The 17,390-nt window shown below is 44.1% G+C and carries 17 protein-coding genes; 2 read left to right on the forward strand and 15 right to left on the reverse strand.

The window, feature by feature from the left end:
• Window positions 1-3: 3 nt before the first annotated feature.
• From AYO36_RS07620 to AYO36_RS07630, 3 genes are all read right to left on the reverse strand, one after another.
• On the reverse strand, window positions 4-1,023 hold the full coding sequence (locus AYO36_RS07620; protein WP_064300040.1) for an SMI1/KNR4 family protein: 1,020 nt from the start codon (window positions 1,021-1,023) through the stop codon (window positions 4-6).
• A 37-nt stretch (window positions 1,024-1,060) separates the two neighbouring features.
• Window positions 1,061-3,103, reverse strand: coding sequence for an acyltransferase family protein (locus AYO36_RS07625; RefSeq protein WP_064300041.1), 2,043 nt, complete (start codon window positions 3,101-3,103; stop codon window positions 1,061-1,063).
• 204 nt (window positions 3,104-3,307) lie between these two features.
• Window positions 3,308-3,982, reverse strand: a complete 675-nt coding sequence (locus AYO36_RS07630) for a 5'-methylthioadenosine/S-adenosylhomocysteine nucleosidase family protein (RefSeq protein WP_064300042.1) — start codon at window positions 3,980-3,982, stop codon at window positions 3,308-3,310.
• 182 nt (window positions 3,983-4,164) lie between these two features.
• Between AYO36_RS07630 and AYO36_RS07635 the strand changes: the two genes are divergently transcribed.
• A complete protein-coding gene (locus tag AYO36_RS07635) occupies window positions 4,165-5,148 on the forward strand; it encodes a ketoacyl-ACP synthase III (protein WP_082874196.1) in 984 nt (327 codons plus the stop codon).
• A 46-nt stretch (window positions 5,149-5,194) separates the two neighbouring features.
• Here AYO36_RS07635 and AYO36_RS07640 read toward each other — a convergent pair whose 3' ends face one another.
• From AYO36_RS07640 to AYO36_RS07670, 6 genes are all read right to left on the reverse strand, one after another.
• Window positions 5,195-5,725 carry a GNAT family N-acetyltransferase gene (locus AYO36_RS07640; RefSeq protein WP_064300043.1) on the reverse strand — a complete coding sequence of 177 codons (531 nt, stop codon included), beginning with the start codon at window positions 5,723-5,725 and terminating at the stop codon, window positions 5,195-5,197.
• A 71-nt stretch (window positions 5,726-5,796) separates the two neighbouring features.
• Entirely contained in the window at window positions 5,797-6,267 is a 471-nt protein-coding gene (locus AYO36_RS07645; protein ID WP_064300044.1) for a DinB family protein, read from the reverse strand.
• Window positions 6,268-6,395: 128 nt separating this feature from the next.
• A complete protein-coding gene (locus AYO36_RS07650) occupies window positions 6,396-7,208 on the reverse strand; it encodes an ankyrin repeat domain-containing protein (RefSeq protein ID WP_064300045.1) in 813 nt (270 codons plus the stop codon).
• A gap of 925 nt (window positions 7,209-8,133) precedes the next feature.
• Window positions 8,134-8,409, reverse strand: coding sequence for a hypothetical protein (locus AYO36_RS07660; protein ID WP_064300047.1), 276 nt, complete (start codon window positions 8,407-8,409; stop codon window positions 8,134-8,136).
• A 94-nt stretch (window positions 8,410-8,503) separates the two neighbouring features.
• The gene (galU, locus tag AYO36_RS07665; protein WP_064300048.1) at window positions 8,504-9,370 is read right to left on the reverse strand and encodes a UTP--glucose-1-phosphate uridylyltransferase GalU; all 867 of its coding nucleotides are present in this window, start codon (window positions 9,368-9,370) and stop codon (window positions 8,504-8,506) included.
• Window positions 9,371-9,404: 34 nt separating this feature from the next.
• On the reverse strand, window positions 9,405-10,901 hold the full coding sequence (locus tag AYO36_RS07670; protein WP_064300049.1) for a glycosyltransferase: 1,497 nt from the start codon (window positions 10,899-10,901) through the stop codon (window positions 9,405-9,407).
• 380 nt (window positions 10,902-11,281) lie between these two features.
• Here AYO36_RS07670 and AYO36_RS07675 point away from each other — a divergent pair, with 380 nt between their 5' ends.
• Window positions 11,282-13,225, forward strand: coding sequence for a CDP-glycerol glycerophosphotransferase family protein (locus AYO36_RS07675; RefSeq protein WP_064300050.1), 1,944 nt, complete (start codon window positions 11,282-11,284; stop codon window positions 13,223-13,225).
• 245 nt (window positions 13,226-13,470) lie between these two features.
• On the opposite strand, the gene AYO36_RS07680 is transcribed toward AYO36_RS07675, so the two are convergent.
• From AYO36_RS07680 to AYO36_RS07705, 6 genes are all read right to left on the reverse strand, one after another.
• Window positions 13,471-14,103, reverse strand: coding sequence for a DUF3108 domain-containing protein (locus AYO36_RS07680; protein WP_064300051.1), 633 nt, complete (start codon window positions 14,101-14,103; stop codon window positions 13,471-13,473).
• Entirely contained in the window at window positions 14,100-14,705 is a 606-nt protein-coding gene (locus AYO36_RS07685; RefSeq protein ID WP_064300052.1) for an AAA family ATPase, read from the reverse strand. Before AYO36_RS07685 ends, AYO36_RS07680 begins: the two co-directional genes overlap by 4 nt.
• 28 nt (window positions 14,706-14,733) lie before the next feature.
• Window positions 14,734-15,513 (reverse strand): phosphotransferase family protein, encoded by a 780-nt coding sequence (locus tag AYO36_RS07690; RefSeq protein ID WP_064300053.1) that lies wholly within the window; start codon window positions 15,511-15,513, stop codon window positions 14,734-14,736.
• A 186-nt stretch (window positions 15,514-15,699) separates the two neighbouring features.
• A complete protein-coding gene (locus AYO36_RS07695) occupies window positions 15,700-16,173 on the reverse strand; it encodes an NUDIX hydrolase (protein WP_064300054.1) in 474 nt (157 codons plus the stop codon).
• A 20-nt stretch (window positions 16,174-16,193) separates the two neighbouring features.
• Window positions 16,194-16,604: a hypothetical protein gene (locus AYO36_RS07700; protein WP_064300055.1), complete on the reverse strand. Its 411-nt coding sequence runs from the start codon at window positions 16,602-16,604 to the stop codon at window positions 16,194-16,196.
• A 30-nt stretch (window positions 16,605-16,634) separates the two neighbouring features.
• Window positions 16,635-17,321, reverse strand: coding sequence for a hypothetical protein (locus AYO36_RS07705; RefSeq protein ID WP_064300056.1), 687 nt, complete (start codon window positions 17,319-17,321; stop codon window positions 16,635-16,637).
• Window positions 17,322-17,390: the final 69 nt, after the last annotated feature.

The raw sequence follows: 17,390 nt of genomic DNA on the forward strand, positions 1-17,390 counted from the left end.
ATATCAGCTATTGACCTCAACGGTGTCTTGAATAATGTAGTAGAGAAAATCGGAGAACGATTTGAATGCATCACGATCATCATAGTCTTCTTCCGGTACGTTCACTTCTCGATACACTACTTTAGGCTCACCATTCACTATATTTTTGAAATCAAGACACGCATAAAATTCCTCAAGATCATCAAAATAGACAGCCACTAGATGTTTTGAAAGAGCATGCTCAAATTCTGTTGGATGATACAATTCGAGATTCGTTTTTACTAATTCATCATTGAACATCGTAAAAAACTGGTTGTCTCCAAAGATACCCCCTCCGAATTCTTTCATAAATGTCACGTAACTTTCAGGTAAGGTGACGTTTAACTCTTTTTCAATTACCTCGACTTCAGCGTCCGAAATCCCTTCTCCAAACTCAGATAACTCTGGATGTGCATGGATCAATGCTTTTGCTTCGGAATAAATATCCTTATGCTCCGTCTTGATCGCACTCACCTTTTCGATTGGAGTAGAGGATTCGTCCTCTATATCCTCTAAATACGTTGACACGCCACTATCACACACCTCAAATAATCTTTCCGTGAAGGAATCTGCATAGTAAGGTTCGTCATCACTTGGGTAAAAACATACTTTTGCCTCTTGATCATGGTAGGTCAAGGCTTGTAAGTCTAGACAAATGAGCGACGAACTAAAGTCTTCCATTTGTATTCCGATTAAATGTGAAGGAACTTCACTTTGAGATTTGCTTCGGAGTTCCTTGTTATATTTTTCAAGTCTAAATACAAGATCTAACTGGTTGTTTGATGGACTGATTCCCCAGATCTCTTCATCATGCGTAGCCAGATAACTAAACTTTTTTAGAAATTCTTTGTACATTGGCGGAAACGTGACCTGAAGACGATGTTCGACTTCAAGAATCTCATTTTCCGTTGACCCATTCCCCACTATGAAAGCTTGTGGGTATTTTTCGATTAGTTTTAAACACCGATTAAACTTTGCCTTAACATTTGCCATGGTTTCTTTCATTGCCTCCTCGTTAAGCTTCACGACACGCCCTCAATTTCTATTGGTTCGTGTTAGCTGTTGTACTCGCTAATTTGTCCGCGAGCACTTCGTCGAGCTTTTTCTTGAACATCGGAGCAAAGCTTTCCGCATACGTATTCGTCATATGGCTGTTGTCACGATAGATGACGACATTACCGATGACAGGGCGATACTCGCCTTTGACGTGGAAGTAACGCGTCAAATCCAGCTTATGGAGCGACTGGTTCGTTTTTTCGAACTGTTTCCAGTACGCCTCATCCGTTTGGTTCGGTTGCGTATTCATCTGTTTCGTCGTATCCGCGATGCTTGTCGTCTCGAGCGCCTCGAGTACGTTGAAATCGTATCGTGGATTATCCCGGAGTGCTAGACCATCGATCCCATACTCGTCTTTGACGAACTGCATCTGGTCGACCATTTGTTGATGAATGCTGTCTTTTGAAGCATCTGCTGCAGTCACGTGCGAGATGATCAAATCGACGTCAGCATCTTTCAAGTAGTTCAAGACATTCTGGTTCCAGATCCCTTTTAAGGAATCCGGTTCATAGCCGGTCGAAAAACGTGTTCCTGAACGAGTCAGATTGAGTAAACGGATGTCCGTTCCTTTAATCGCTTCATGCAATGCACCGAACCATTGCTCCGAGTGCGAGCTCCCGACGAGCGCAATCGTCGCTTTATAATCCTTCGTCTTTCCGTATTCGCCGACTTTCGCTTCCGTCTTTTGCAGCCCTTGGTTGCTCCCATCCGTATGGACGAGCGGTAAGTCATTGAAGACGTTCGCATAAGACGGGAACGGATCTTGCTTCGGTACAGGCAGTGTCTGTTCGATCGCTAAAGCACCCGGATACTTATTCTTGCTGACAGCTTGTTTCAGCTCTTGCTCTTCCATATAAGCGAGTCCGAGTAAGGATCCAATCAACAAAACGTTGACCGTCAACAGCGCACCTAGCTTCTTGAACGCTGTCCGATTGACAGTCGAAGTGCGAATCGGTTTTTCAACCCATTCCGTCATCAAGTAGGATAAACCGATCGATGCAACGATAATCAGTGTACCGACGAGCAGACCTGGCGTTTGTTGAACATTATAGCGATAGAACTCAAGCAACACCCAGTGCCAAAGGTAAATCCCGAACGCGATCCCGCCGAGTTTGACCATCGGCTTTGATCCGAGGAATCGTTTTAATCCGAATCGTGTCTCTTGCGTTCCTGATAACACGATTATCAAGGCGCACGTCATCGGCCAGAGTGCGATATAGCCAGGGAACATTTGCGAGACGTTAAACAGAACACCAGTCGTCAGCAAGCCAATCAGACCGACCCAGCCGATGATCGTCGCTATCCACTTCGGAACACGAATCGCCGATAAGTTCACACATAACAGACTACCTAAGGCAAATTCCCAGACCCGCGTCGGCGTAATGAAATACGCCCACGGCTGATTGACTTCTGTCAGGTAGATTGAGTACGCGAGTGACGTGACGAATAGGAATCCAAGCAACCCATTTAAAACGGTTTTAATCGACCGGATCTGATACGTGTTCATCATCCATAAGATGAACGAGAATAAGACGAACCAAATCATATAAAACTGCCACTGGATCGATAGCGCCCAAAAATGTTCGACGGGTGACTTCATCTGGGTCGCGTCTAAGTAATCCGTACTTGAGACGGCGAGTTGCCAGTTTTGATAAAAGAACATCGAGGCGACGACTTCACGAATTGTTTTCCCGAGAATTGATGCCGGTAATAAAAATGTGCTTAGTACTAACACGACGCCTAAGATGAACAAAACGGATGGCAAGAGGCGTTTCAGCAACTTTGTCACGTACGGCAGGAATTTGAACTCCCCTGTCCGGTTGATCGTCGAGATGATCGATGTCGTGATCAAAAAACCTGAGATGACGAAGAAGACATCGACACCTCCAGAGACGCGATTGAACCAAATATGATAGATTGCGACGAGTAAGGCAGCTACCGTGCGTAGCCCTTCGATTTCCGGACGAAACCGGCTTTCAATATCAATCCGCTTCTGACCCGGTTGACCAGATACTTTCCATTCCTGCATGCTTCTATGTCCCTCCATCTACTTCTACACCTACGAATCCTGACGATTGCAGCGCATTTCTTGTACAGTTCGGTATGTACTCACCATTTTAAGAAAACGTTTCCATTCACTATGATAGAACATATTTCAAAAAATACAATGCTACTGAACTATATTGCCGCAAGAAACTTGGAAAATATGTAAAAGAAGTGCATCGATGAAAGATTACGTTAAAAACCGGTATAAGTAGTCGGCAAAAATTCGTTGCATGACTTTTGGTGTGTTCTCGATATAGATCCGCATCTGTTCGACGTTTGCTTCGACAGCATTTTCTTCCTTCTCTTCGGTCGGAAAATCGGAGATACCTTTGATGATGATACATTCGACGGCGTTTTTCTGACAGATGTACGCGATAGCCCCCGCTTCCGTATCGGCAATCGTCAATCCGTTATCCCGCAGTTCGATATAGTCTCGCCACATGACGACAGCACGGTCTGCCGTTCCGATCGTTCCGAGATGAAAGTCGTTGCCATACTTCGATACATCGAGATTGACGACGAACGAGGGTTTAATCAGTGGTTCAATCTCTTTGACCGTGCAATCATATTGAACGGCACGATCTGCCACGATGATATCGAGTACGTCGTACCTCGAGTCAATCCCGGCACACGTTCCGGCAACGATGACCTTCGTCAATGAGAAACGGAGAATCATGTATTGATTGGCACCGATACCGTTTACTTTTCGAACGCCCGTGCTATAAAACAGAAGTGTCTTCCCGTTTATCTCACTTGTGAAGTATTCACCATATGGATAAGTGATTCTATCTTCAGGCGAGACATGAAAATACGCAAGTGTTGCGTCAAACTCCCATGTGGTGGCGATGCTGATTCCGATCATGACTTATTCCTCCTTTATTGCATTCGCTAGAAACCACTCTATTTTTTAAACTATTTGATTTAACAAAAAATCTTATCAGTTATATTGCTTGTATTAAAACAAAATCACATTTATATTAGTACCTAGTACTAATATCTAGTTTTAAATTTTATAGGAATATTTTTTACAAGGAGGAACAATTCTTGAATGCATCTTATGCCCGAATTACAGCAATCGGCTCTTACGTTCCAAATCAAATCATGACGAACCATGATTTAGAGAAACTAGTAGAAACAAATGATGAATGGATAGTTCAACGAACAGGCATCAAAGAACGAAGAATCGCGGCTCAGACTGAATCGACAAGTGATCTTGCATATCAAGCGGCCATGAATTTAAAACTGCGTTACAATAAAGAATTTCAAGATGTCGATATGATCATCATCTGTACGATGTCACCCGATTTTAAGACACCAAGTACCGCATCATTGGTTCAAGCAAAACTCGGTATCAAACATGCCGGTACAATTGACCTGAACGCTGCTTGTGCGGGATTTACATACGGATTACACTTGGCGAACGGATTAATTTCATCTGGTCTTCATAAAAAAATTCTCGTTATCGGTGCAGAAACACTTTCTAAAATTACTGACTACACGGATCGAAATACATGCATTTTGTTTGGAGACGGAAGCGGAGCTGTTCTTGTGGAACGTGATGAAGTCCAGTCTGACTTTATTTCCTTCTACTTGAACTCGGAAGGAGAAAAAGGATCAAGTCTATATTGCTCAAACCTGTCAAATCAATTGTTCGAAAATCCTATTATTCACAATAACAAAATCGTTCAAAATGGACGAGAAGTATACAAATGGGCAGTCAGCACGGTTCCTCATGGGATGAAATATGTACTGGCTCAAGCATCGATGACTTTAGATCAAATCGATTGGTTCATTCCACATAGTGCAAACCTTCGCATGATTCAATCAATCTGCGATAAAAGTGGGGTTCCCTTTGATAAAACGCTTTTCAGCCTAGTCAATTATGGCAACACTTCTTCAGCGACCATCCCCTTATCTTTAGATAAAGGTATATCTGAGGGGAAAATCAAAGCGGGAGATATGCTCCTGTTATATGGGTTCGGTGGCGGTTTGACACAAGCAGGATTACTAATGAAATGGAGTCTGTGATTCATAAAAGGAAGAAGTACAGATGCATCGTACTTCCTCCTTGTTTTTAATTCTGATGATGGATAAGCATAGCGACATCCAGCCATTCATATGCTTCATCTTTAACAGTGACATTCCCAAAACGACTCTGACGATGACCTATGTATTTGCCGCCAAGTCGTTTGTAAAATGCACGCCCTGGCTCATTCTTTTTCATTACCCAAACCATCATCGAGGAGACCTCTGCTTTCAGGAAATGCACGCTGACAGTCTCCATCAACTTTTTGCCGATTCCTAAACCGTGTGCTTCGGGTAATATATAGAGGGCAGACAACTCTCCTTTCCGTACTCCAGCATTAGCATGAATTTGAGCTGCTGCGAATCCGATTATAATTCCCTTTTCATTTAATACCACATATAGGAATGTATCTTGTGAGGAATCTTTCAAAAACTGTATCCATTTTTGTTCAGCTTGTTGAACAGTGAGTTGTTCTAAATATGCATCGGGCACTAAACCGGTGTATGTCGTCCTCCACGTATCAACGTAAATCTTTGCTACTGCCATCATGTCTTTGGATGTTGCTAAACGTATTTTCAAAATTTTTACCCCCTACCTGACGGATTGCATTAGCAGCTCATACTACTAACACTTTTTCTCATTAAATTACCTTAGTCCCAAACTCGTACCCGCTCAACATCTGCTGTTCTTAAGTAATCGAGTAACTGTCCTGTATGCACTGCTTCGTGATAAGCAATTCGTAACAACATATCACCGAGCGAACGCACATAACCTGATTCCGAACGATCAATCTGAACGATCGCTAAATCTGATTCCGGTAGTTGCTCGACATATGCCATGAATTCCTCATGATAGACTGCCGCAAAGTCTAGTTCAGCTTGCACTGATACGAAGTCGCGCCCTTCAAACGGGGACTCATACGACGGTAGACTGCCTCGATTCTGTAACGCTAAGAAATAATAATACTCGCTGTCTAACACATGACGGATCATCTCAAAACACGTCATGGCGTTCTCATCCGGTTTCCAGTTCAATTTATCTTCAGGAATCGACTGCCAGACTTTGATGCTTCTTCTTCTCACTTCGTTTAAATTCCATACCGTCCAATCGATTGCGTTCATGATGCGACCTTCCTTTCAATGACGAATAAGTGTTCTCTTATCTCTATTTTGACAAAGCAATTTAAAAATCCTTTAAAAATTAAAAACAGGAAGCATCCGCAGATGTTTCCTGTCTTGTCGTCCACCGTTCAGTTATTCTCTTCCTCAGATAACGCATCAATCTCTTTTTGGCGCAAGATCTCCGCAATCTGATGGTGTTCGTTATCAAGTGCCGCATCACGCGCTGTCCGTCCATCTTCATTTCGATGCAGTGGATCGGCTCCATAAGAGAGTAATAACCGGACGACCCGTTCATAGCCGTAAGCACTCGCTAATGCGAGGACTGCCGTATCGCCATCCGCGACGTTTTCCGCTTCGATGTCAGCTCCTGCCTTTAGAAGCACTTTGACCGCTTTCGGATGATTATTTCCGACTGCGAGATACAGCGGTGTGAATCCGTCTAGTCCGACAGCATCGACTTCTGCTCCTGCCTCCAGTAATAGCTGGACTTTTTTCGACTTACCTTCCTGCGCCGCATAATGTAGCGGTGTCACACCTTCCCCGTCATCGGTCCGTTGATGTAACAACTCGACGTTCTGCGCTAGTTTCCGTAAGACTTTTTTATTGCCGCCCCGGCCCGCTACTAAATGAAGTGCTGAGAATCCGTGTTCATCTAAATCAAGATGAGCGCCTCGCTTGATCAAAAGTAACGCAATGTCGGTCTTTTGATCATAAAGCGCAATATGCAATGGTGACATCCCGTCCTGATTCGGAAGGTTGACATCCGCCCCGTGATCGAGCAACAATTCGACGATCCGTAGGTACCCTTCCTGAATCGCCCAATGAAGCGCCGCAAATCCTTCTTCATCCAGTTCGTTCAGATCGTCACCACGTTCGATGCAGCGCATTACTTGTTTTCGTTTGCCCAAAAAAGCAGCATCTTGGATGGATCGTTTCGTCATGTCCGTTCGCCCCTCACCTGTTCCGTCGTTGTTCTCATTTTACAACAACAATCAGTTGTCATGCGCAAAAACGCCTTTGAACATCTGATGTCTTTTGTACCAAGTTCAGTTCGTCACTCATGACATTTATTGATTTTAGGGAGATCGTTAGAATTAAAAGAAAAATAATCATGATCAGAGCATAGATAAACATCGTGAAAATAATGGATTCGTCATATCGTAATATATTTCACTTGATCACTTTGTATGGAAGAAAGCCCACATTATGAAGCACATGTGGGCTTTCTTCTATCGTGTACTCAGCAATAGAACAATTGAATACATTATTGATTTGATGTGTTTTTTTTGAGAGATTTTTTAGAAAAAATACCTTCCGTTATTAGGAAAATGACAGCAATTGCCACAGACTTTATTCCATATTCGACCCATGTATCAGTCGACTTCGGCATTCCTTCAAAAAACATTAGAAAAATAAGAAAAAACATTACTGCGAAAATACTTTCTAAAATTTGATTTTTCATCTTTCTGTATCACCTCTCAATTCTTCATACTTTATTTTACTTTTATAGAAGTAACACAATTCAATTTTACTATATTTATATAATTACATTTATTTTTTACCAATTCAACTAAAAAAAGATTTATCCTATTTTTAACGAGGAGACAATTACGTTCTACCTAAGCAAATTATGGAACGAAATCATCAATTTCTCGTTTGATTTGGATGAATTGAGAAAAGGTATCACAAAAGTTTTTTCGCTCAAAATCGCCTTATAGAGAAAAACAAGCAGGAGTAGCCGCGAGAAGCTTGACCCTGGAAAATGATTCGAGATGAACGAAAAAGCGCAAGCTTTCTCAATTAGAGAAAAACTGCACTTTGTCTTCAATCTGAATCGACCAACTTCAGGTGGTCTTCGTGTATCTCTTACTTTTCACTCGACTTATCCTGCAGGGAGCGCTCTACCAAAAGCACGAAAACGACTGCTGTTAGGACGCCAAGCACGCCTGGTAACACCGAAACGATTGGATCACTGAAAAAGGCAGTTGGGATAAGTACTGTCATTCCCCACTTCACACCCTTCAAGATCGCAAGCGATAGAAGCAAGATTAGGGAGATTTTTTTCTTTTCGACACCTGCGAAAAATTGTCGCTCTGCTTTTTTATCAGTCCTCATACCGAGCCACGTTAACATATGTAGCACCTCTCTTCTCCTTTCTTCTACGTTTCGACTAGACGGAATGGTTTCATGAATTACAAAAAAACCACTCTGAATCATGTCAGAGTGGTCCATCATGTTAAATGTCTAGTGTCTTGATAAAAGCTTTCAGCTCGTCACGCATCTCTGCATCTTTCAACGCATACTCAATCGTCGTCTTGACGAAACCGAGTTTCTCTCCGACGTCATAACGGTTACCTTCGAAATCATACGCGTAGACTTGGCTATCCGCATTCAATCGCTCAATCGCATCCGTCAATTGAATCTCACCGCCTGCCCCTTCTCCTTGATTTGCTAGATAATCAAAGATATCCGGTGTCAGCACGTAACGTCCCATGATCGCGAGGTTTGATGGTGCTGTGCCTGGAGCCGGTTTTTCGACGAATTTCTTCACGTCATACAGTCGTCCGTTTTGTGAAACAGGATCGATGATGCCGTAACGATGCGTATCTTCCGGACGGACTTCTTGTACACCGATGACCGATTTCTCCGTCTGTTCGTAGACGTCCATCAATTGTTTGATTGCCGGATCATCCGACTCGACGATATCGTCCCCGAGTAAAACTGCAAACGGTTCGTTCCCGATGAATTGTTTCGCCGTCAAAATGGCATGACCGAGACCCTTTTGTTCTTTTTGGCGGACATAGAAGATGTTCGCGAGGTTCGTCGAGAATTGAACCTTCTCGAGTAATTCGGTCTTCCCAGAGTTCTCGAGCGTAATTTCGAGTTCTTTTTGGTTATCAAAATGATCTTCGATGGCCCGTTTGTGTTTACCCGTGACGATGATGATATCTTCGATGCCGGCTTTTGCCGCTTCTTCGACGATATACTGGATCGTCGGTTTATCGAGAATCGGTAACATCTCTTTTGGCATTGCTTTTGTCGCAGGCAAGAAACGTGTCCCGAGTCCTGCTGCTGGAATAATGGCTTTCGTAATTTTCTTCATAACGTTCATCCTCTTCATCGTTCAAGTAGTAGGTTTAATTGCTTAATTCTTCTAGTAATCGTCCGTAGTTCTTTACAGCCGTCTCGAGGTAAAGCGATGGCTTCGTCTCGACGCGCGCGAGTGGTCGTTCGACGAGTTGCACCATCGCGGCAGCAAAAGCTTCCATGTCGTTCGCTGGAACGAGGTAGCCGTTCTCGCCGTGGGCGATGATTTCGCGTGGTCCGTATTTGACGTCATAAGAAATGACCGGACAGCCGACATTAATACTTTCCATGACCGTCAGTCCAAATCCTTCAAATTCACTCGTCAACAGTGATGCTTTCGATTCCCGGAAGACTTCTGCCGGATTCGATGTGAAGCCGTGGATTTCGATATCATCCTGTAAGCCGAGCTCCTCGATCAAACTCTCCATCATCGCCAGTTGCCCTTGTTCGTCCATGCCATAGAGCACAAGCTTCGTCGTATGACCTGATTGTTTGAAGATCGCATAACTCTTAATTAAATGATCCATCTGTTTTTGCAAACCGAATCGACCGATGAAACAGAATTGATCCTTGACCTGTTCGCGTCGTTGCGTTTGTTCTGGGACGATAAAGTGCGGAATGATGGAAATCTTCTCTTCCGGGATGTTATACCGCTCCAAAATGTCTTCTTTTTGGTGATTCGTCAGACTGATGAAACGTGTCACTTTATCGGATTCCGAGAACATCGTCGTATATGATCCTTTGACGGTCGAACCATCCAAGTGTGAGTTGTGGATGACCATGACTCGTTTGACATCTGCTTTGATGTTGAGAATCGAGCGGTCCAGTAAACGCGCATCGACGAACAAGACATCACCGTCTTTAAACAATCGATTGAAGTAATACTCAAATAAATCCTTCTCTTTTTTGAACGCTTTGTACATTCTGCCGTTCCGGTATAACTGAATCAAGATGAGCTTCGGGCGCGCCATTTCATTGTAGAACTTCTTACAATAGACATTGCCTTCCGAATCATATAGCTCTTCCATCATCTTTCCATGATGGACCGGCGAATAAATCGTCTTCCGGTGCAATTGACCATAGACGTTATATTCCCAGCGCTCGACTTTTTTACGGGAAGCGTTCGTCATGAAATCCTCGAATTCGACGACTTGCGTTTCAGGGTAAAATTTACGGTAGAGGACATACTCATCTTCCTCATCATAATAACGAACGGCGTCACTGTTTTTTTTCTCGACGCTTTTCAATCCTTCGATTTCGCGCTCCGTTTCTTTGATGATCGGTTTGTTACGAAAACGAGTCGTTGGAATACTTAACAATTTGTAATCTGATAGCCAATCGTAGATATTTTCAAATTGTACTTTCGGACCGACCTTCTCTTCTGTTCGGAACAATTCGTAGACTTCCATGTAGTTGGCATTGTAGTTCGTCGTAACGATTGTTGAACCGGCGCCAAGTTCTCGTTCCATGAGTGCGATTCGACTCAATAACGACTTCGTTCTACCACCGTGTTTTGGTGGTAATGTCGATGTTACCGTATACAGCATCTGTCATTACTCCCCTTCACCCTTCAAGATTGATCCCTGTTTTTTTCTGTGAGTTCAACCTCTATATATAGCCGACTTTGCTTTTTCATAAACCTCTTGCGATACTAGTCGCATTTACCAATACAGTTTCTATTTATCTCCTTTTTTACGAACAAAGTCAATCGGTTTTGCATAATATCCAATCATTGTCATGGTTCTGCAACCAATGATCTGTCGAAGATACGGTAACGTCTGTCTTTTCCCAATATCCTTCAGCCAGTAGACTATACTGCATTGGTTTCCAATCAATCTACATCTTTGCAGAAATCGGAAGATATTGTATGGTAAGTGATGTAGTTTAAGAACGACTGAATCAGAGTATGAAAGGAAGCCATGCACCAATGAAAATCACTTGTCGTGATCATACGTTTTTGATCGAGAATCTTCCGCACCAAAGCCTACAGTTATCGATCAATGAACAACTGATACCACTCCAAAAAATAGAGACAGCCTTTGTGCTATCGATTGATACATTGCTCGATATCTTCAAAAAAAAGAATCATCCTGTTAAATTCGTCGATAAATCCGGTAAACCGATTTCGTTCAAACATCTTTCGGAACCACTGGACATCGCACCGAATAGCTACATCAAACAAGGGAAACATTCCTATTTCATTTTCATCGACCAAGACTACGAGCTCAGTCTGATCTATAACAAAAAACCGTCCATCATGAATTTTTATGATCAAGACGTCCTATTTGAGGGCATCACTCGTCAAGACGACGTCCTTCTATTGAAGTTTTCGTTTCACTCAAAGTATTTCGAAGTGAAACAGCCACATTGCTTCATTAAAATCAGACATCAGGAACAAAAAATCGCCCTGCCGATTAATCGCTTCAACGTCACACCAGTTGATGCTCGTCGCTTCAAGACAGAAGTCGAAGCCGTGATCGAACCAAAACTCGTCGAGCAGTTACTCGGTGACCGGTATAACTACGACGCGTTCAATGCGAACATCTATGACCTCATGTTCGGATTTACGATTCGTGAGATGCCGATCTCTGGTTTCACACCGCGGATTCGTCACTTCAAAAATCACCCGGAACTCTTGAACGATGAGCACTGGTTATCGCTTAATGAGCAACATGACGTTTTGGTCCGCCCTTATTCAACCGTGTCGGAACGCCTTGCGATGCGTCTGATCCCAGTGCCGGTCGAGACCGTCAAGTATTATGCGGACCCTCAACCGTTACTTGGACTGGATCCAAATAAGAAGACAATTATCTGTTTTGAATATCCGGATAAAGCACAAGATAATGGGATGATTTTCTTCAAGTATCTCGTTGACCAGCATCAGAAGCGCTTCAATATCTTCTACATCATCAGTCGATCGAGTCCGGACCTCAAAAATCTTGTCGGATATGAGAACCATATCGTGTTCTACAAGTCACCAGAGAACATCGAGGTCGTCCAAGCAGCAGACATTCTCTGCCATACGCATTCTTCCAGTTATGCCTTACCGTTCGCTACCTATCACACGGAAGCATTGATGCAAACGAAACAAAAGCTGTTCTTGCAACATGGTGTCATCGGATCAAAAGATGTCAGTCACATTTATGGGAAAAAGATGCCGCATCCATTTACCGACTTATTCGTCGTCTCCTCGGAGCGGGAAAAACAACTCATCGCCCGCGATTACGGTTTTCATCCTGACGAAATCATCGTAACGGGTCTCGCCCGATTCGACCACTTGATCACGGTACGATCACGTTGGCTCAAGCGATACAAAAACCGGAAAAAGCTGTTGATCATGCCGACGTGGCGACCAAAACTCGATACGTATTCAGACGAACAGTTCATGGAAAGCGACTATTACCAGGAGTTTCAAGCGTTGATCACGGACGAACGGTTGAAAAGCTTAGTAATGGACAACAAGGCTGAAGTCTCGTTCTATCTTCATCGCAATTTCCAAAAATTCAGCCACTTGTTCCACTCGGACTTCGTCGATGTCATCAGTCAGGATGCGTTCACAGTCAAGGAGCTACTTGAAAATCATCATGTGTTGATTACCGATTATTCGAGTGTCGGTCTCGATTTTTCTTTGATGCACAAAAAGGTCATCTACTACCGCCCACCTGTCTTAGTTGGCGAAGATAACGCCGGCGAATCGACGGATTTGTTACCAGGAGACGTCATCGAAACAAGAGACGCCTTGATGGAATCACTACGCGAATCGAAGATGCCTAAAAAATTCAAACGTCATCTCAGCCATATCTATGCGTTTGACGATACAAAAGCAAGTAAACGGATTTTCGAAGCGATGCAACACCATTTTCAGCTATAACAAATGGAGCTGACTCAAAAAAGAATGACGCGTCTTTTCACGCCCTTTCCTCAGGCGAGACACAAGCCAGTTTTCCTGCTTCATTTAAGCAGGAAAGCGGGTCTTGTTTGTCTCTGACAGCGCATAATGCGCTTTTTCCTGTAGGAGTGGCGTGTGACGCGTCATTTTTACGAGAAAAGGGTGGCAGATCATCATTCTGCCACCCTTTTCTTTGTAGAGACTGACTTTTGAGTCAGCTCTTTTTTTCATCGACGAAATTCCAATGAGACCCCGTCGGCAATCTGGGAGGACTGTTTTAACAGCTCACGCTTGACTGGATCAATCCAGTAATACTGAATCCGCTCACCAAACGTAATTTGAACGTAAAGCGTCTCTACGTGTTCGCCTGACTCAGTCGTCAATAGTTCGTGCCGCAGAGGGTGCACCTGAATCGGCACCTCACGTCCGGAAACGGCACTAAAACCGTTGAACGAGAGCGTCGAATCGACGGTTAGTGGTAATGATCGCAACAACAATTCGATTGAAAACAGATCAACACTTTTCGTACGGATGGGCAAGACAGATTGCTCATTTCCTCGCGTGATCACGACTTCATCCGTTCGATACAACGCATGAACGGTTTGAACACCTTCTTGGTACTCGACGAATTCGAGCGGCGCATAACTTTCTGCATCCATCGTCAAACGAATCGTTCGATTGCCAATTTTTTCTGACACTAATTCTTGCTCCCGTACAAGGATGGATTGATGTGATGTTTTTTCTAACCAAATCGTTTCGTAAGTCTGTCCAATCTGAACCGCTTCTCCTTTTTCTATCCAGTAAACCTGTTTTTCGTCTTGTCCTTCGATGAGGGGATAGGTCATCCCTTTTACATTCATATCTCATTCTCCCTTCCTAAGATTCCGGTGACAGCCAACCGATGAACCGCTGCTTGTCGGACTTGCTCCAGCGATTTCGCTGTCGTATCAATCGAATAGACCGGAAACCGTTCAAACCAGTTTTCTTCAAGTTTCCAAAGCGGTTCGTGTTGTGCGAAAGATTGGCGCGTTCTTGTCTGATCGGCGTCGCGCCGCTCTCGTAAGAGATGGTCTGGTGCCCGTAAATAAAGAATCAGGTCTGATCGGCATCTTCTTAATGCCTCTAGTTCTGTCTTTAAACGGAATTCCATATCCCAGTCATACCCATGTACCTGTGGATAATGAAGCGTATAAAATTCAAGATCTTCCGGACCACGATCTAATATGATGTGTCCGTCGGGAAAATGGCGAAACCGTTCGAGTTCCGCTTGAATGAACAAGCGCTGATTCTCAACGAATCCGTCTTCGGTACGGATGTCTAATTCGAGCTCCTTTCGTTTTTGAACGATCGGATACGGATTTTCATAATAGACATGCAACTCCGGGTAAGCGTCTTCGAGCGCTTGCGCAAGCGTCGTCTTCCCGGATGCCATAGCCCCTTGGATCGAGATGATGGTTCTCATGAATGGCGTTCCTCCTACCTGTATATACTTAAGTATTAAAAAAATATGAGCTGAGGTCTGGATGACTGATCAATTCCTTTAACCCACTTTGTTCAGCATCCGGGATTTGCTCAAGCGTCCTAAGAATGGCCATAAGTCGTAACCAGTCTGCAAGGTTCGATAGCTGAATGGATGAAACAGCTTGATAGCGGTCGAGGTATTCGAGACAGACATATCGTCGTACCTCGTCCGGTACTGTTATTTCACCCGCTGTCCGTAGCAAGAGCAACGTCCGCGCGACATCCGCGATCGGTGGACCCATCGTCGCATCATGCCAATCAATGACGACGAACGTGTCATCTGATGTCACGAGAATGTTCTGGAAATGGAAGTCCCCGTGGAGCAATCCTTGCTGTTGCGGAATGTGAAGCGTCTTTAACAATCGTTCCGCCTTCAAGCGTAACGCAGGTGATAGATGACGCATTTTTTGATAGGTGACATCGTGCCATCCAGGTGCTACACGCGATTGATGCTGATGAATCCGTTGATGTAATGTCGCGAAGGCATTAAGAAAATCCGTTATTCGGGAGGGATCAAACAACTCTAACATTTCGTTGCCGTCGACCCGCTGCATCTCAATGAACGGCGAATCTTCTAATGCAACAGCATATACGTTTGGCGTCGGGATGGTCGTTCGTTCTAGTTCTTCGAGCATACGAAATTCCTGTATGATTCGTTGTTTTTCAATCGATTCATGGAAGTATTTGCGTACTCGTTCGTCAGAGATTGTCATCACGGTTGCGGTAGAACCTTTATTTACGTTAGTCATCGCCATATTTCTCCCATCACTTATTTCGTTAGGTCGTTTCTCAAATCATCCAGCCAATCCTTCTAATAAACGCATCACTTTTCCATCTTTTATCGTCTTCTTGATGCTTCAGGCTGAAACGCGTCCCAGTGCAACAAAAAATCTTGAATGAACAGTTCATTCAAGATTTTTGTTTTACCCTTTGCTTCAAATGGAGACGTGATGCGCTGTCTGTTGTTTTTGAACAAACTCCATCAAGATCGGTCGTTCCGGTGGATTGAGTTTTTCTGGTAGCTGATCGATAGCGAAAAAGCGTAATTCCGCGACTTCTGACGGATCCCGAACGATTTCACCCGTATAAGCCGTACACAGAAATGCTGAGATGACATTATAGACTTCATCCCCGTGCGGATACTTATAGTAAAACGCATCACCCGAATAGACGTTCAATAATTCGAGGTGCTCTGCTTCAAGACCGGTCTCTTCCCTTAATTCTCGTTTTGCCGTCTCTACGAGCGTTTCCCCGATCTCAAGCGCTCCACCAGCGAGTCCCCAGCATCCGTTATCTTGCCGAAGTTGTAATAAGACTTCTTGTTTATCGTTGACGACGATGACACACGCTCCTGCCATGACGAGCGGTCGTGTGCCGACGAGTTTGCGTAATTCTGTGATGTATCCCATGTCATTCAGTCCTTTTCCATTTAAATCACTCTCGTTCGGACGCGCATCCGTTTGAGCCCCGTCAATAGGAGACACAACAAGATGATGCCCGAAACGAACAGTACGTACGTGTGAATCGTAAAGAGGGAACGGAAATCGATTACGGCAACATTCTGCTGCACCTCAATCCAACTACTTAGTGTGATTCCACTGATTGCAAGTAAGATGAGTACGCCGACCTGTCGACGTGTCAGCGAGACATACGTCAAAACACGCATGCCTTCACGGATCACGAATGGTAGGAGAACGAGGAGTGCTGCGACCGGTAAGATGACCGGGTCACCGCCTTGCTGAATCGGCATCGACCGGGTCAAATAGCCAAACAGAAAAAAGAAACCACATACGAACAACAATAATCCGAACGCGATACTCGCATTCACCGCTTTGTTCATCTTACTTCCCTCACTTTTTAGAATAATGAATTATGAAGACACGGTACTTTGATGCCATATACCCGCTGCGTCAAGCCGGACCCGATGTCTGCCGTCGAGTTCCATCTCGATCGGACTGATCTTCGCCGTCTTCGGTGAGAACAACCATGTCCGACCTTCTGGGACGAGCAAGATATGCGTTCCATCTGCGACCGGTCCGAGGAAGTTGAGTGACGCGCCGTTGAGCGGACGTTCCCGTCGCTCGAGAACGCCGATCTCCGCTAGCTGCTCACCGACTTCAAGCACATCTTTCACCGTCAGACTCATCTCACCAATCCCGAGGATATCGGATACATCAAACGTCAGTTCCGCTTTAGATGGATTGATTTGATGCCGCGCAATCAGCTCCAAGACATTTTCATCTGGATCATAAAAATAGCAGGAATGCGAGTCCGTGAAGTCAAAATAAATCTCGTCCTGTCCATCTTCGATCAAGAGTGGTGTCCGTTCTACGAGCCACGCTTTACCTTGTTGGAAGACGTTTTCCGGAATGTTGAACGCCATATGGTACTGCGTATCAACATCGTCCGTCTGTTGATATGTCAGCTGATCGGTACCGATTTGCATCGTAAACGAATCGTTCGTTTCCGAGACGAGCGGAAATCCGATCTGGTTTATGTAAAAAGCCTTCATCGCCGGTAGATGGCGTGTCACAAGAATGGTTTTTGAAATATTCAAGCTGATGACCTTCCTTCATTTGCAGTAAAATTTATCAAAAAGCGATATGCTTTATTTTACCACTAATGG

Origin of the sequence: Exiguobacterium sp. KKBO11, assembly GCF_001644945.1 — a bacterium.
Taxonomy (GTDB): Bacteria; Bacillota; Bacilli; order Exiguobacteriales; family Exiguobacteriaceae; genus Exiguobacterium_A; species Exiguobacterium_A abrahamii.

Bases quoted from the DNA above. Each gene is read 5' to 3' on its own strand.
- AYO36_RS07620 (WP_064300040.1), bottom strand. From the start codon at position 1,023: ATGAAAGAAACCATGGCAAATGTTAAGGCAAAGTTTAATCGGTGTTTA.
- AYO36_RS07625 (WP_064300041.1), bottom strand. From the start codon at position 3,103: ATGCAGGAATGGAAAGTATCTGGTCAACCGGGTCAGAAGCGGATTGAT.
- AYO36_RS07630 (WP_064300042.1), bottom strand. From the start codon at position 3,982: ATGATCGGAATCAGCATCGCCACCACATGGGAGTTTGACGCAACACTT.
- AYO36_RS07645 (WP_064300044.1), bottom strand. From the start codon at position 6,267: ATGAACGCAATCGATTGGACGGTATGGAATTTAAACGAAGTGAGAAGA.
- AYO36_RS07650 (WP_064300045.1), bottom strand. From the start codon at position 7,208: ATGACGAAACGATCCATCCAAGATGCTGCTTTTTTGGGCAAACGAAAA.
- galU (WP_064300048.1), bottom strand. From the start codon at position 9,370: ATGAAGAAAATTACGAAAGCCATTATTCCAGCAGCAGGACTCGGGACA.
- AYO36_RS07670 (WP_064300049.1), bottom strand. From the start codon at position 10,901: ATGCTGTATACGGTAACATCGACATTACCACCAAAACACGGTGGTAGA.
- AYO36_RS07675 (WP_064300050.1), top strand. From the start codon at position 11,282: ATGAAAATCACTTGTCGTGATCATACGTTTTTGATCGAGAATCTTCCG.
- AYO36_RS07680 (WP_064300051.1), bottom strand. From the start codon at position 14,103: ATGAATGTAAAAGGGATGACCTATCCCCTCATCGAAGGACAAGACGAA.
- AYO36_RS07685 (WP_064300052.1), bottom strand. From the start codon at position 14,705: ATGAGAACCATCATCTCGATCCAAGGGGCTATGGCATCCGGGAAGACG.
- AYO36_RS07690 (WP_064300053.1), bottom strand. From the start codon at position 15,513: ATGACTAACGTAAATAAAGGTTCTACCGCAACCGTGATGACAATCTCT.
- AYO36_RS07695 (WP_064300054.1), bottom strand. From the start codon at position 16,173: ATGGGATACATCACAGAATTACGCAAACTCGTCGGCACACGACCGCTC.
- AYO36_RS07700 (WP_064300055.1), bottom strand. From the start codon at position 16,604: ATGAACAAAGCGGTGAATGCGAGTATCGCGTTCGGATTATTGTTGTTC.